This window comes from Burkholderia sp. Bp8998 (assembly GCF_003854235.1).
Taxonomy (GTDB): Bacteria; Pseudomonadota; Gammaproteobacteria; order Burkholderiales; family Burkholderiaceae; genus Burkholderia.
Map to the genome: position 1 here is coordinate 19,411 of NZ_QTQF01000007.1, position 14,961 is coordinate 34,371.

Genomic DNA, 14,961 nt, shown 5'->3' on the forward strand with positions numbered 1-14,961 from the left:
GACGGCCGTCAAGGTGCGCGCCGGTGGATCGTCGATCATCGCGTTTCCGATTTCCGATGTTTCGACGAGGTTCAGATGACCGCACGCACTTCCTTCCCGCCGCTCACGATTCGCGGCCGCACCTTGCTGCCCGTGGTGCAGGGCGGCATGGGCGTGGGCATCTCCGCGCACCGCCTCGCGGGCAGCGTCGCGCGCGAAGGCGCGCTCGGCACGATCGCCAGCATCGACCTGCGTCACCATCACGCGGACCTGCTCGCGCGCTGTCGCGCGCATCCCGATCGCGCGACGCTCGAGGCCGCGAACCTCGAGGCGCTCGCGCGCGAGATTCGCCTCGCGAAGACCTACAGCGAAGGACGCGGGATGATCGCGGTCAACGTGATGAAGGCGGTGAGCGCGCATGCGGACTACGTGCGCGTCGCGTGCGACGAAGGCGCGGACGCGATCGTGATGGGCGCCGGCCTGCCGCTCGATCTGCCCGATCTCACGCAAGGCCACGACATCGCGCTGATCCCGATCCTGTCGGACAGCCGCGGGATCGCGCTGGTGCTGAAGAAGTGGATGAAGAAGCGGCGGCTGCCCGATGCGATCGTGATCGAGCATCCCGCGCATGCGGGCGGCCATCTCGGCGTCACGCAGATCGACGACATGCACGATGCGCGCTTCGATTTCGCGCGCGTGCTTGACGAAACGGCGCAGGTGATGGCGTCGCTCGGCCTTGCGCGCGATGCGATCCCGCTGATCGTCGCGGGCGGGATCAACAGTCACGACACGGTGCGTGCGGCGCTCGCGGCCGGCGCGAACGGCGTGCAGGTGGGAACGCCGTTCGCGGTGACGGAAGAGGGCGACGCACATCCGAATTTCAAGCGCGTGCTGGCCGATGCGCTGCCGGACGACATCGTCGAATTCGTCAGCGTGACGGGACTGCCGGCGCGCGCGGTGAAGACCCCCTGGCTCGATCGCTACCTGCGCAACGAAACGCGCATTCGCGACAAGCTCGGCGCGTTCAAGCAGCGCTGCCCGACCGCGCTCGAATGCCTCAGCGTCTGCGGGCTGCGCGACGGCATCGAAAAGTTCGGCCATTTCTGCATCGACACGCGGCTCGCGGCCGCATTGCGCGGCGATCTCGCGAATGGCCTGTTCTTCCGCGGCCGCGAAGCGCTGCCGTTCGGCCGCGCGATCCGCAGCGTACGCGATCTGCTCGACCTGCTGCTGACGGGCAGTGCGACCGAGCCTGCGGCAAACCGTCCCACGTTTACGCTGGCTTGACCAATATCAAGATGACGAAAAGACCCTACGGGGAGAATGGAAACCATTCTTTGGGGGTCCGTACCATGCATAAAACGATTCGAACTTGTGTCACCGCCGCCGCCGTCGCGGCCAGCGTCCTCGCGATGCCGTCGCTGTCGCACGCGGCATCGCCGGGGGACGGCATCAACCAGGGGGACGTACTGGTCCGGCTGCGCGCGATCAGCATCCAGCCGAACGAGCGCGCGAGCGACACGCTCGGCGCGATCAACACGGGCGTGAACAACGCGATCGTGCCGGAGCTCGACTTCACCTACATGATCCGCGACTACCTGGGCGTGGAACTGATCCTCGGCACGTCGCGGCACCAGATGACGTCGAGCCTCGGCAATCTCGGCGGCGTGGGCGTGCTGCCGCCGACGCTGCTGCTGCAGTATCACTTCAACCATGCGGGCAAGGTGCGTCCGTACGTCGGCGCCGGGTTGAACTACACGTACTTCTACAACAACGGGCTCAACGTCGGCGGCGAGGGCGTGTCGATCAACAAGAGCAGCTTCGGTCCGGCGCTGCAGTTCGGCGTCGACGTGCAGGTCACGAAGAAGGTGTTCATGAACGTCGACGTGAAGAAGATCTGGATGAGCACGGATGCGACGCTCGGCGACAAGGGCATCGGCACGCTGCATATCGATCCGCTGATCGTCGGCGTGGGCGTCGGGATGAAGTTCTAGACGTCCGAGGACAAGAACAGAGTTGGGGTTGGCGGCATGGCGGTCGGCATGCCGCTCTTTTTTTGCGCGGTGTGTGCGACGGGTTCGGGCGACGACTCGCAACGCGCGTCGGCCCGCTCGTAATAGCGCGTCGTGGTGGGTGACGTGGCCGGCAGCGCAAACGTCAGGCGACAGACCGTGCCGTTCGGCAACGCGACCCGCAGCGGCGTGGTCAGTTGCGAACCCGTGAGCAGCAACCTGCCTGCGCTTCCGGTGACGGTCACGAAACGGTCGTCGTCGTCGATGACGGTCGACAGCACCGGCAGCGCCGTGCCGTCCGCTTGCGCCACGCGCAGCAGTACGCGCCGCGTTTGCTCGACGGCAAATTCGACGCGGCCGACCGAGCCGCGGCCGGCTTCGACGGTCTGCATGCCATTCTTCAGGTCGAGATTGCGCGGCAGGCTTTTCGTGTTGATCCGGATGAACGTTTGCGCGTATGCAGGCAGCGACGCGATGACGGCGCGGCCATGCCGATCGGTCCAGACCGGCCCGGACGGCGTCGCGAGCTCGATGCCGGCGTGATCACCGACGCTGGCGAGTGCGAACGTATCGCGGATCGGGTAAGGCGATAGCATGGCGACGCCGTCGAGCAGCGCGACCGCGCCGCGCAGATTGACTCCGAGCGTGGACCGGCTCGCGCCGTAGACGCCCGCGTTCAGGATCGTGTGCACATGGTTCAGCGTGGCGCCGACCGTTGCGCGGATCGACGGCGACCGGATCGCGGTGTCGTAGTCGGCCGCGACGCTGTAGTTGCCGGTGCGGCCAAATGTGTCGGAATAGCGGGCGCCCGAGCGTACCGAGTCGCCGGTGACGTTTGCAAAGCTGCTGACGCTGCGCGTGCCGATCGGCACGGTCGCGCTCACATACACCTGGGTGCCGCCGGCGCCGCGGGCGCTGAATGTCCGGTTCACGTTCAGTGCAACCGAGCTCCGCCCGAACGGGCGAGTCCACGTGCCGGCGATGCGCTGCATCGCGGGACCGTCGAACACGGCGACCCGCGTGTAGTCGAGCGCCAGCCTGCCGAGCGCGCGATCGCGCCAGCCGAGTGCGGCCGTGAACTGGGTGTGCGAAGGCGGTGTGAACGGCTCCGCCGACCGGACCGCATCGGTCAGTTCCCGGTATCCGGACGTGCGCCGGACCCACGATGCATTGGCGCTCAGCGCCGTGTCGCGGCTGCTCGCCAGCGCGACACGGGCCTGCGTGCCGTGGCGACCGGCGGTGCGGCTGACGTCGAGACCGACCGCGGCCGCGACGCCGGCAAGCGGCGCGAATTCGAGACTCGCGGCGCCCGACTGCAACGGCGACGACACGAGGATGCCGGCATTGAGCCGGGCACGTTGCCTGATCCGCCAGCTGCGCGTGGCGGTCGCGAGCCATGGCGCTTTCGCGTATCCGTCGTTCTGCAGACGGCCGACCGCGATCGCCAGCCCGTGGGCGGCGGCGAGCCCTGCGCCGGGCAGCGACGAACCCGGCACGATGAAATGCTGCGCGCCGCCCGTGGCCTCGATGACGGTCACATCGAGATCCGCGGTGCCGCTGACGAGCGGCAGATCGCTCAGCACGAACGGGCCGGGCGGCAATTGCGACGAATGGATCAGCACGCCGAGCTGGCGCACCTCGACGCGCGCTTGCGTGCGTGCGATGCCGGTCACGCGTGCGGCCGAACCAGGTGCGGCGCCCAGCGCTTCGTCGGGGAATGTCTGCATACCGAACATTCGTCCGACCGAGAACAGCGTCGAGCGCGGGATGATCTGCCCGGCCTGCAGCGTCGTACCGCGCGATGCGAACGTGCGCTGCGCGTAGGCGGCCTGATGATCGATACTGGCATGGCCGTCCGTGGCCGTGGCGATCTGGCTGCTGCGCACGATCCAGTCCGCCGCGTTGAAACCGGCTTCGGTCGTGGCTTGCCAGTATTGCGACGTGCCGGCCGGATTGCGCGTCACCATCGCGAGCAGGTCGTAGTTGACGAGCGCGCCGAGGCCGCCGCGCTCGAACGTGTCGGGCGTGCGCCGGACCGTATCGAGCGCGTCGGGCGGCACGATGAGGTCGATGGCGCCGTCGGCCGGGCGCAGCGTAACGATCGCTTGCGGATAGGCGCGCTGGTAGTCGTAGCATGGCGCTACGCCGCCGCCGCCGCCGCCGCCGCCGCCGCCGCCACCGCCACCGCCACCGCCACCGCCACCGCCACCGCCGCCGGCGGGCTGTGCGGTCGTTTCGCGGAGTGCGTCCGGCACGACGAGGCCGGCCGCACGCAGCAGGCCAGGCGTCGCGCACAGGTTGCCGTCGCTGTCGAACCGTGCGTCGGCGCGGCCGGCGCGCCTGCCGTTGACCGTCAACCGAACGGAAGCCATGCCGGGCATGAAGCGCGGCGCGCGCGCGAAATAGCGGCTCGCCGTGACGTCGATCCCGTGCTCGCGCAGCACGCCGGCATCGAATTCGAGCGTGTCGGGCGTCGCGCCGGCCGGGCCGGTGGCGGCAGCGCATGCCGTGCAGCCTGCGGCGACGTACAGCCCGAACGCAAGCAGACCGCCCCGGCCATGGATCGCACCTGACATGGCAAATCCGGAAACGAAGGCGCGGTGCTTACCGGTGCGTGACCGCATCGGCCGCGCCGGGGACGAGGGCGGCGTCGAAGTGGTCAACCGAGTAACCGTAGATGGTGGCGGGGAAGATGCGCACGCGTTCGGGCGTCGCGGCGCCACGGTCTAGCGCGATCCGGCGGACCTGTCCCGCCAGCACGTAAGGCGCCGGCAGCGACACGATCTGCTGCGTCGGTAGCAACTGGACTTTCTGTTCGAGACGCACTACATAGCGGCTGTCGTTGCGCACGACGAGTTCGCCGTTTTCGATCGACCACTTCAGCAATTCCCACGCCTTGTCGTTGCGTGCGAGGTCGAGCGGCTGGATCAGCACCGGCAGGTTCTGGCGAATGATCGTCTGGATCTCGTTCTTGGCCGCGCGCTTCGGTGGAATGCCGGAGAACGACACGCGGGCGAGGCGCTGCGTGACGAGCGGTTCGTTTCCGGCGAGTACGAACCGGACGAGTTGCACCGCGCCGCCTTCGACACGCGCGATCGGCGGTGTCACGATGACGAGCTCGGCCTGGTCTTCGGGAATCGGCTCGATGGTCGTATGCAGGAGTGTCGGATGGTTGTCCGTGTTCTTGACCGAGACGGTTCCTTCGCCGTCGGCTTCGTCGACGATCACCACCGACGTTTCGGGCACGACGCCCATTGCGTAGACAGCGTTCGAACCGATCAGACAACCGAGGAGCGGGGCAAGCAGTGACGCCCGCAGGCAGTGGCGCGCAGGGAGTTTCATGGCGGTGGATGGCTAGGCGTGGCGCCAGCGTGTAGCGCGCCGCCGCTTCGGCGAAGCGGCGGCGCAGCCGACGCCGGTCAGGCGATCGACACGATCGAGGGAATGAGACGTACCGGAATTACAGGTACACGAGCGATACGGTGGCGAGGCCGTCGAGATTGATTTCCTGGCTCAGGTCGAGGTTCGACGTCTTGTCGATCGCGGCCTGCACGTCGAGCGTGCCGGTGAAGACCTTCGCCGCGACCGGGACAGTCTGGCCTTTCTTCGCCCACGACTCGTAGGCGCCGGTATTGGTCGCGACCCCGTTGGACGTCGTCCAGGTGGCACCGCTGGTGTTCGAATAAATCGAATCGACCGCTGCGCCATCCGCCTGGAACGTGTTCGTTCTGAATCGGAATGCAAAGGCGCCGATATTCTTGCCGCTCGCCGAGCCGAGGCCGAATTGCGTGGAGGCCGGACTGGCCGAGCCGAAGAAATTGATATTGCCGGTAAATGCGCGGGTGCCGGCGCGATTATCCTGCGCGCTCAGTGCGACGCGGGCGGCGGCGTCACAGGTGATCGTGATCGAATCCGACAGTACCGGGAGCAGCGTGGGCGCGATCGGGTTGAGTTCGGCCACGCCGATCAATCCGTAATCGAACGTGCCGCCGCCGGCGAGCGTCGGCGTGCAGGCGCCCGGCTTGATCTTGCCGGTGACCTTGACGTCGAACGATTCGGCGAACGCCGACGCGCTGCCCAGCGCCAGCAGGCCTGCGATCACGAGGTGCGACGTTTTGTTCGTCATCTTAACGAATTTCATCTGAAGGGGTTCCTGGTAACTGACCGGAATTCCGAAGTTGATTCGGTGACCCGGTTTTTTTGATTAAAGGAAGTGAAGTCGCTCGCCATAATTTCCAGGGAGCGGATGGAATTTATCAATTCGATTTACGAATTGAAATCGTACTTGTACAGATTTTCTTGGCTATTTTTTCGAAAATGATGATGTTTAATCGAGAAAATAATCCGGTTTATCGATCGATGATGGTGTTTTGATCGTTACGAATGTCAGATGCAATATTTTTCAGCTTCGATAGAGATCGAGCGCTATGGATTCGCACTGAGCGGACGATGTCGAAGATCGGGGGCGATCCCGGCATGTCGACCAGCAATGGACGATCGTGAAGGGAGGGCGCGCGGCGTCGCTGCGGTCAAGGCGTTCGCCGGCAGCGGGAGGTCGGAACGGAAATGGAGTGCGTCGCGTCGATTGCGACGAGGTGTGCGCGATGGCACGCGATGGAGGAGGCTGGCGGGGCGGGGGCGGGTTCGGCCCGTCGGCGGCCGGCCCGTGAGCGGGGCCGGGCAAGCGGCGCCCGGTCGGGCGAAACGCGCCGGCATGCGCCGACGCGGGACGGCTTACAGCTTGTCGTACTGGAAACGCATCGCGGTGCCGTCGCGCGTGATGCGCTCCCAGACCACGCGTTTCTCGTCGTCGCTCAGGAATACCCAGTTCGACACTTCGGCGGCCGTTCGGCCGCAGCCCTTGCAGACTTCGTCGAAGAGGGTCGAGCACACGCCGATGCAGGGGCTGTCAGGCAGGTCGTGGAGATTGGAGGCCATCGGGAAGGTTCGCGCGTTGAATCGTCAGGGCGTCATTTTAATGCATCGGGATGACGCGGCCGGGCAGCGATGCGGGCGGCGCGCCGGCCGCCCGTCCGGACGGATTCGCCGCCGCTCTCTTTTCCTGATGGACAGACGCCGATTACCCGATAGAATTCCCCCGGAACGCCCCGCTGCGCGGGCCGCTCGAGCGGCCGGCGGCAGGAATCTGTTCCGTTTGCGCGACACGGGCATGATTTTTTTGTGACGGCGCGCGAATGGTGGTAGCGTTCGAGGTTTTCGAGGGGCGGCGTGACAGAATGCGCCGCCATGACGAGGCAGACGGCAGCCGGACAAGCGGTCCGGCCGGAGGGAGAACGGGATGAAAGCAAACGTAGTGGGCCGGTTCGCAGCGCTCGCGCTGTGCGTGGGTGCATCGGCGGCGGCGGCAAAGGATACGCAGCTCAATGTCTATAACTGGTCGGACTACATTGCGAAGGACACGATCCCGAACTTCGAGAAGCAGACGGGCGTCAAGGTTCGCTACGACAACTACGACAGCGACGACACGCTGCAGGCGAAGCTGCTGACGGGCAGCTCGGGCTACGACATCGTCGTGCCGACCAGCAACTACGCGGGCAAGCAGATCGCGGCCGGCATCTTTACACCGCTCGACAAGTCGAAGCTGCCGAACCTCAAGTACCTCGATCCGCAGCTGATGGCGCTCGTCGCCGGCGCGGACCCGGGCAACAAGTACGCGGTGCCCTGGGCGTACGGCACGACCGGTCTCGCGTACAACCTGACGAAGGCGCAGCAGGCGCTCGGCAAGGTCCCGCTCGACAACTGGGACATCCTGTTCAAGCCGGAAAACCTCTCGAAGCTGAAGACCTGTGGCGTGTCGGTGCTCGACGCGCCGGACCAGATGTTCGCGGCGGCGCTGCACTACATCGGCAAGGATCCGATGAGCACGAACCCGGCCGACTACAAGGCCGCGATGGAGGTGCTGAAGAAGATCCGCCCGTACATCACGCAGTTCAACTCGTCGGGCTACATCAACGACCTGGTCGGCGGTGACATCTGCTTCGCGTTCGGCTGGTCGGGCGACGTCGTGATCGCCAAGCATCGCGCGATCGAGGCGAAGAAGCCGTACAAGGTCGCGTACTACATTCCGAAGGGCGGCGCGCCGGTGTGGTTCGACGTGATGGCGATCCCGAAGGACGCGAAGAACAAGGATGCCGCGCTGCAGTGGATCAACTACATCGAGGATCCGAAGGTGCACGCGGCCATCACGAACGCCGTGTACTACCCGAGCGCGAACGCCGAGGCCCGCAAGTACGTGCGGCCGGACGTCGCGAACGACCCGGCCGTGTACCCGCCGGCCGACGTCGTGAAGACGCTGTTCCTGCTCAAGCCGCTGCCGCCTGAAATCCAGCGCCTGCAGACGCGTCTGTGGACCGAGCTGAAATCGGGCCGCTGACGCGAGCCGCAGTGAGCCAGCAGTCATGAAGCCCCTGGTGCCCCCGGGGGCTTTGTTCGTCAAACGCAGGAGAGAAGCAGCACATCATGAATAGCCAGTCGGGTGCGCCGGTCGTGGGCGCGCCGTCCTTCGTCCCTTCGTCCGGTGCCGATACGCGCGCCGAGAATTTTGTCCAGATCGTCGACGTTGTCAAGAAATTCGGCGAGACCGAAGTGGTGCGCAACGTGAACCTGACGGTGCGCCAGGGCGAGCTGTTCGCGCTGCTCGGCAGCTCGGGGTCCGGCAAGTCGACGCTGCTGCGGATGCTCGCGGGCCTCGAGACGGTCACGTCGGGCAAGATCCTGATCGACGGCGAGGACCTCGCGCAGATGCCGCCGTACAAGCGGCCCGTGAACATGATGTTCCAGTCGTATGCGCTGTTCCCGCACATGTCGGTCGAGTCGAACGTCGCATACGGCCTGAAGCAGGAAGGCACGCCGAAGGCGGAGCTGAAGGAGCGCGTGGCCGCGGCGCTCGAGCTCGTGCAGATGAGCAAGTACGCGAAGCGCAAGCCGCACCAGCTGTCGGGCGGCCAGCAGCAGCGCGTCGCGCTCGCGCGTTCGCTCGTCAAGCGCCCGAAGGTGCTGCTGCTCGACGAGCCGATGTCGGCGCTCGACAAGCAGATCCGCCAGCGCACGCAGATCGAGCTCGTCAACATCCTGAACAAGGTGGGCGTCACCTGCATCATGGTCACGCACGACCAGGAAGAGGCGATGACGATGGCGAACCGGCTCGCCGTGATGAGCGAAGGGCAGATCGTGCAGATCGGCTCGCCGAACGAAGTCTACGAATATCCGAACAGCCGCTTCTCGGCCGAGTTCATCGGCTCGACCAACCTGTTCGAAGGCGTCACCGTCGAGGACGAACCCGACCACGTGTACATCGAATCGCCGGAGCTGCCGAGCCGGCTGTACGTGAGCCACGGGATCACGGGCCCGCTCGGGATGCCGGTCACGGTGTCGGTGCGCCCCGAGCGGATCGCGCTCACGCGCAAGCCGCCCGAAGGTGCGTTCAACTGGGCGCGCGGCAAGATCACCAATATCGCGTACATGGGCGGCTATTCGCTGTATCACGTGAAGCTCGACGCGGGCAAGACGGTGATCGCGAACGTGTCGAGCCTCGCGATTTCCGAGCTCGACACGCCGGCGCTCGGCGACGAGATCTACGTGCGCTGGAGCGCGACCGCAGGCGTGGTGCTGACGTCATGAGCACGCTCAAGTCCCTGCTCGCACGGCCCGTGCGACGCTTCAACCTGACCGGCGGCTCGGCGGTCGTCGCGGGGCCGTACACGTGGCTCGTGCTGTTCTTCCTCGTGCCGTTCGTGCTGGTCGTGAAGATCAGCTTCGCGGAGCTGCAGCTAGGCATCCCGCCGTATACGGAGCTCGCGTCGTACGCGGACGGCGTGGTGCACATCGCGCTGAACCTGTCGCACTACGCGTTCCTGCTCACCGACAGCCTGTATTTCGCGACCTACGTGAACTCGGTGCTGGTCGCGGCGATCACGACGCTGCTGTGTCTGCTGATCGGCTATCCGATGGCGTACTACATCGCGCGTTCGAACCCGGCGACCCGCAACCTGCTGATGATGGGCGTGATGCTGCCGTTCTGGACGTCGTTCCTGATCCGCGTATATGCGTGGATCGGGATCCTGAAGAACAACGGGCTCCTGAACAACTTCCTGATGTGGATCGGCCTGACCCATACGCCAATCGAGCTGTACCGCACCAACTACGCGGTGTACATCGGGATGGTGTATTCGTACCTGCCGTTCCTCGTGATGCCGCTGTACGCGCACCTCGTGAAGATGGACCTGCGCCTGCTCGAGGCCGCGTACGACCTCGGCGCGAAGCCGTGGAAGGCGTTCGTGCAGATCACGCTGCCGCTGTCGAAGAACGGGATCATCGCGGGCTGCCTGCTGGTGTTCATTCCGGCGGTCGGCGAGTACGTGATTCCGGAACTGCTCGGCGGCGCGAACACGCTGATGATCGGCCGCGTGATGTGGAATGAGTTCTTCAACAACGCGGACTGGCCGATGGCGTCGGCCGTGACCTGCGCGATGGTGCTGCTGCTGCTCGTGCCGATGGCGATGTTCCAGCACTTCCAGGCGAAGGAGCAGGAGGGCCGCCGCCGATGAAGCCGAATCGTTACCTGCAGTTCGCGGCGCTGTTCGCCGGCTTCGCGTTCCTGTACATCCCGATCATCAGCCTGATCGTCTATTCGTTCAACGAGTCGAAGCTCGTCACCGTCTGGTCGGGCTTCTCGTTGCGCTGGTATTCGGCGCTCGTGGAGGACGACGAGCTGCTGACGGCCGCGTGGCTGTCGCTGAAGATCGGCGTGCTGACCGCGTTCGCGTCGGTGTTCATCGGCACGTGGGCCGGCTTCGTGCTCGCGCGGATGGGGCGCTTTCGCGGCTTCGCGCTGTTCAGCGGGATGATCAACGCGCCGCTCGTGATCCCCGAGGTGATCCAGGGGATCTCGCTGCTGCTGCTGTTCATCGAGCTCGCGAAGTGGATCGGCTGGCCGGCCGAGCGCGGCATCTTCACGATCTGGCTGGGCCACGTGATGCTATGCATCTCGTATGTCGCGATCATCGTGCAGTCGCGCGTGCGCGAACTGAACCCGTCGCTGGAGGAAGCCGCGCTCGATCTGGGCGCGACGCCGCTGAAGGTGTTCTTCACGATCACGCTGCCGCTGATCTCGCAGGCGCTGGTCGCGGGCTGGCTGCTGTCGTTCACGCTGTCGATCGACGACCTCGTGCTGTCGGCATTCCTGTCGGGCCCCGGCTCGACGACGCTGCCGCTCGTCGTGTTCTCGCGCGTGCGCCTCGGCCTGAACCCGGAGATGAACGCGCTCGCGACGCTGTTCATCGTCGCGGTGACGGCAGGCGTCGTGATCGCGAACTTCGTGATGCTGCGCCAGGAGCGCAAGCGGATGGCCGCGTTCGCCGCCTGACGTCCTCACGCACAGGTTGCCGACGCAACGAACAACGCCCGGTGCCGACGACGAGTCGGGCCGGGCGTTTTGCTTGGCGTGTGCGCTGCGGCGGCTTACGCGCTGAATGCCGCCTTCGCGAGCAGCCCGAGCGCCACGCAGACGAGCACCGCAGCGAACCCGGCCTGCACGTGCCGTGCGGACAGATGCCGCGATGCGCCGCGGCCGGCTGCCATCCCGATTGCCGTCGCGACCGTAAACCACAGCATCATGTCGAGCGGCGCGCGCGTGCCCGACACGAGCGTCGCGAACACGCCGCCGGTGCCGACGAGTGCGATCACCATCAGCGACGTCGCGACCACGCCGTGCATCGACACGTTCGTGAACTTGCGCAGCATCGGCACGATCACGAAGCCGCCGCCGACACCGAGCAAGCCCGTCATCAGCCCCGTGACCGCGCCGGTCGACGCGAGCGCGAGCCCGACTGGCCAGGACCACACGAGGCGGCCCGTATCGGGATTCACGCGGCCGACGCACAGCGGCGACTCGTCCGCGGCGCCGGGCGCGTGGCGCAGCGCCTGCCGCAGCAGGCGGCCCGCGACGACGAGCATCGTCAGCGCGAACAACGCCAGCAGCACGCGTTGCGGCAACACGTGCGCGAGCTTCACGCCGAGCGTCGTGAGCGGCACGCCGGCCACGGCCATCAGCAGCGCCGCGCGATAGCGGACGAGCCCGCGGCGAAACCCTTCGAGCGCACCGAGCGCGGCGCTGCCCGCCACCGCGACGAGGGCGACGGGCGTGGCCTGCTGCATCGGCCAGCCCATCCCGACGACGAGCGCGGGCACCGCGAGAATGCCGCCGCCCGCGCCGGTGAGGCCGAGCACGGCGCCGACGAAGCCGCCGAGTACGAGGGAAATCAGCATGGTGTCATCGGGTTCCGGTCAACGTGCGATCGCGGGCTTCGCGAGCCATTCGCGGCCCTTGAGCATCGCCTTCCAGTAGAGCGGCGGCAGCACGCGCTCCTTGAGCAGCCACGCGAGCCGCGACGGACGCCTGCCGTCGATCAGCCACGCGGGGAAGGTCGGCGCGACCTTGCCGCCATACAGGAATTCGGCGAGCACGATCTTGCCGCGCTCGACGGTGAGCGGGCACGACCCGTAGCCGTCGTACGCGGCGTCGCCGTGCGCGAGGCCCAGCGACGCGAGCACGTTGTGCGCGACGACGGGCGCCTGCTTGCGGGCCGCGGCGGCGGTTTTCGCGTTGGTCGTGTTGGTGACGTCGCCAAGCGCGAAGATGTCCGCGAACTGCCTGTGCCGCAGCGTCGCCGGATCGACGTCGATCCAGCCGGCCGCGTCGGCGAGCGGGCTCGCACGCACGAAATCGGGCGCCTTCTGCGGCGGCACGACGTGGATCAAGTCGAATGCACGCTCGACGGTTTCCGTGCCGCCGTCGGGCAGCGTGCGTCTGAACGTCGCGCGCCGCGCCGGCCCGTCGATGGCGACGAGGTTGTGGCCGAACGACAGCGCGATGTCGTAGCTTTTCACGTACTCCATCAGCGCGGGCACGTAGTCGGCGACCCCGAACAGCGCGCCGCCCGCATTCAGGAACTCGACGTTCGCGGCGCCGAGGCGGCCCGCGCGCCGCCAGTGATCGCACGACAGGTACATCGCCTTTTGCGGCGCGCCCGCGCACTTGATCGGCATCGGCGGCTGCGTGAACAGCGCATTGCCGCCACGGAACGCCTGCACCTGTTCCCATGTGTACGGCGCGAGATCGTAGCGATAGTTCGACGTGACGCCGTTGCGGCCGAGCGTTTCCGCGAGGCCGTCGATCGCGTGCCAGTCGAGCTTGAGCCCCGGGCACACGACCAGCTTGCGGTAGCCGATGCGCCGGCAGCCGTCGAGCACCACCGTGTGTGCGTCGGGCTCGAAGCCGGCAACGGCTGCCTGGATCCATTTCACGCCGCGCGGCAGCAGGTCGGCCATCCGGCGCGCGGTCGTCTCGGGCCGGAACACGCCCGCGCCGACCATCGTCCAGCCCGGCTGGTAGTAGTGCGTATCGGCCGGGTCGATCACCGCGATATCGAGCGATGCATCGCGTGCGAGCAGGCTCGACGCGACCGCGACGCCGGCCGCGCCCGCGCCGACGATCACGATGTCGTGCCACGCGTCGACGGCCGGCGCGGCCTGGCGGCCGCCTGGCGCGAGGCCGCGCGTGAGACGCGGCGCGAGCGCGCCGAGGTCGTAGCCGGCCGTGGCGGCGATCGCGACGATGTCGCCGACGGGACGCCTGCCTGCCTGCGACAGCGCCCACAGCGTCGCCGAACGTGTGCCGCTGCGGCAATACGCGAGTACCGGGCCGGCGAGCGACGCGACGAGCGTGCCGAACTGCGAGGCCTGGTCGTCGGTGACCTTGCCGGTATCGACCGGCAGGTAATGCACGGCAATGCCGAGCGGCGCGGCGGCGGCGCGGATCTCGGCGACGGTCGGCTGGTCGGCGCCTTCGCCGTCGGGGCGGTTGCAGACGATCGCGCGGATGCCGGCCGCGTGCAGCGCGGGCAGGTCGGCCGCGGCGATCTGGGGCGAGACCGACAGCAGGTCGGTCAGCGTGCGGATAGTCATGTCGGGGGTTCTCCGGTCGGGGCGGCGGCTCAGATCGCGTCGAGCGGGATCTTCAGGTAGCGCACGCCGTTGTTTTCGGGCTCGGGCAGGTGGCCGGCGCGCATGTTGACCTGGACGGAAGGAAGCATCAGCACGGGCATGTCGAGGGTCGCGTCGCGCGTGGTGCGCATCGCGACGAAATCGTCCTCGGTCACGCCGTCCTTCACGTGCACGTTCGCGCGGCGCTGCTCGGCCACCGTCGTCACGAATTGCACGTCGCGGCCGCCCGGCTGGTAGTCGTGGCACAGGTACAGGCGCGTGTCCGGCGGCAGCGCGAGCACGCGCGCGATCGAGCGGTACAGCGAGCGTGCGTCGCCGCCCGGGAAGTCGCAGCGGGCGGTGCCGTAGTCGGGCATGAACAGCGTGTCGCCGACGAACGCCGCGCGCTGCGTCGCGTCGTCGACGCAGTACGTCAGGCACGCGGGCGTGTGGCCCGGCGTATGCAGCGCGCGGATCGTCAGCGTGCCGAGCGCAAGCGTGTCGCCGTCGTCGAGCAGGCGGTCGAACTGGCTGCCGTCCTGCGCGAAGCCGGGGCCGGCGTTGAACAGCGTGCCGAACACGTGCTGCACGCGACGCACGTGCGAGCCGATTGCGATCTGTCCGCCGACGTGCGCCTTCAGGTACGGCGCGGCCGACAGATGGTCGGCGTGCACGTGTGTTTCCAGCAGCCAGTGGACGGTCGCGCCGAGTTCGGCGACGCGCGCGATCAGCCGGTCGGCGCTGGCGGTGTGCGTGCGGCCGGATTTCGGGTCGTAGTCGAGCACGCTGTCGATCAGCGCGCATGCGCGGCTCTCGGTATCGAGCAACAGGTAGCTGACGGTGTGGGTCGCCGGGTCGAAAAAGCCTTCGACCGACAGCAGGGGGGCATGGCTCACGGGATGTCCTCGATCGGGTTCTGCATCTGCAATCGCACATCCCATGATCAAGAAGCATGCCAATTCGCGTC

General features: G+C 67.1%; 13 protein-coding genes. 6 read left to right on the top strand and 7 right to left on the bottom strand.

All coding sequences use genetic code 11. The features are described 5' to 3' along the window. Positions 1-75 precede the first annotated feature (75 nt). Together DIE06_RS09985 and DIE06_RS09990 are read left to right on the top strand one after the other, a co-directional pair. On the top strand, positions 76-1,266 hold the full coding sequence (locus tag DIE06_RS09985; RefSeq protein WP_124661275.1) for a nitronate monooxygenase family protein: 1,191 nt from the start codon (positions 76-78) through the stop codon (positions 1,264-1,266). 65 nt (positions 1,267-1,331) lie between these two features. Further along, positions 1,332-1,973, top strand: coding sequence for an OmpW family protein (locus DIE06_RS09990; protein WP_124661276.1), 642 nt, complete (start codon positions 1,332-1,334; stop codon positions 1,971-1,973). Here the strand turns inward: DIE06_RS09990 and DIE06_RS09995 are convergent. The 4 genes from DIE06_RS09995 to DIE06_RS10010 form a co-directional block, all read right to left on the bottom strand. Beyond that, positions 1,970-4,567, bottom strand: a complete 2,598-nt coding sequence (locus DIE06_RS09995) for a fimbria/pilus outer membrane usher protein (protein WP_185733379.1) — start codon at positions 4,565-4,567, stop codon at positions 1,970-1,972. The two genes, DIE06_RS09990 and DIE06_RS09995, sit on opposite strands and share 4 nt — an antisense overlap. Before the next feature lie 28 nt (positions 4,568-4,595). Beyond that, on the bottom strand, positions 4,596-5,333 hold the full coding sequence (locus DIE06_RS10000; protein ID WP_124661278.1) for a fimbria/pilus chaperone family protein: 738 nt from the start codon (positions 5,331-5,333) through the stop codon (positions 4,596-4,598). 118 nt (positions 5,334-5,451) lie between these two features. Beyond that, complete coding sequence (locus DIE06_RS10005; protein WP_124661279.1) at positions 5,452-6,132, bottom strand: DUF1120 domain-containing protein; 681 nt, start codon at positions 6,130-6,132, stop codon at positions 5,452-5,454. 593 nt (positions 6,133-6,725) lie between these two features. Continuing rightward, a complete protein-coding gene (locus DIE06_RS10010; protein WP_124661280.1) occupies positions 6,726-6,929 on the bottom strand; it encodes a DUF1289 domain-containing protein in 204 nt (67 codons plus the stop codon). Between the two features lie 361 nt (positions 6,930-7,290). On the opposite strand from DIE06_RS10010, the gene DIE06_RS10015 reads away from it, so the two are divergent. The 4 genes from DIE06_RS10015 (at position 7,291) to DIE06_RS10030 (ending at position 11,376) form a co-directional block, all read left to right on the top strand. Further along, positions 7,291-8,385 carry a polyamine ABC transporter substrate-binding protein gene (locus tag DIE06_RS10015; protein ID WP_124661281.1) on the top strand — a complete coding sequence of 365 codons (1,095 nt, stop codon included), beginning with the start codon at positions 7,291-7,293 and terminating at the stop codon, positions 8,383-8,385. An 86-nt stretch (positions 8,386-8,471) separates the two neighbouring features. Beyond that, the gene (locus DIE06_RS10020) at positions 8,472-9,632 is read left to right on the top strand and encodes an ABC transporter ATP-binding protein (protein ID WP_124661282.1); all 1,161 of its coding nucleotides are present in this window, start codon (positions 8,472-8,474) and stop codon (positions 9,630-9,632) included. Beyond that, positions 9,629-10,558, top strand: coding sequence for an ABC transporter permease subunit (locus tag DIE06_RS10025; protein ID WP_124661283.1), 930 nt, complete (start codon positions 9,629-9,631; stop codon positions 10,556-10,558). The genes DIE06_RS10020 and DIE06_RS10025 overlap by 4 nt, the downstream gene beginning before the upstream one ends. Then, positions 10,555-11,376: an ABC transporter permease subunit gene (locus DIE06_RS10030; protein ID WP_124661284.1), complete on the top strand. Its 822-nt coding sequence runs from the start codon at positions 10,555-10,557 to the stop codon at positions 11,374-11,376. The genes DIE06_RS10025 and DIE06_RS10030 overlap by 4 nt, the downstream gene beginning before the upstream one ends. A gap of 95 nt (positions 11,377-11,471) precedes the next feature. On the opposite strand, the gene DIE06_RS10035 is transcribed toward DIE06_RS10030, so the two are convergent. From DIE06_RS10035 to DIE06_RS10045, 3 genes are read right to left on the bottom strand one after another with little or no spacing between them, the layout of a single operon-like run. Further along, complete coding sequence (locus DIE06_RS10035; RefSeq protein WP_124661285.1) at positions 11,472-12,278, bottom strand: sulfite exporter TauE/SafE family protein; 807 nt, start codon at positions 12,276-12,278, stop codon at positions 11,472-11,474. An 18-nt stretch (positions 12,279-12,296) separates the two neighbouring features. Continuing rightward, positions 12,297-13,976 (bottom strand): bifunctional protein tyrosine phosphatase family protein/NAD(P)/FAD-dependent oxidoreductase, encoded by a 1,680-nt coding sequence (locus tag DIE06_RS10040; protein ID WP_124661286.1) that lies wholly within the window; start codon positions 13,974-13,976, stop codon positions 12,297-12,299. Between the two features lie 29 nt (positions 13,977-14,005). Further along, entirely contained in the window at positions 14,006-14,935 is a 930-nt protein-coding gene (locus DIE06_RS10045) for an MBL fold metallo-hydrolase (protein WP_409364495.1), read from the bottom strand. Positions 14,936-14,961 lie beyond the last annotated feature (26 nt).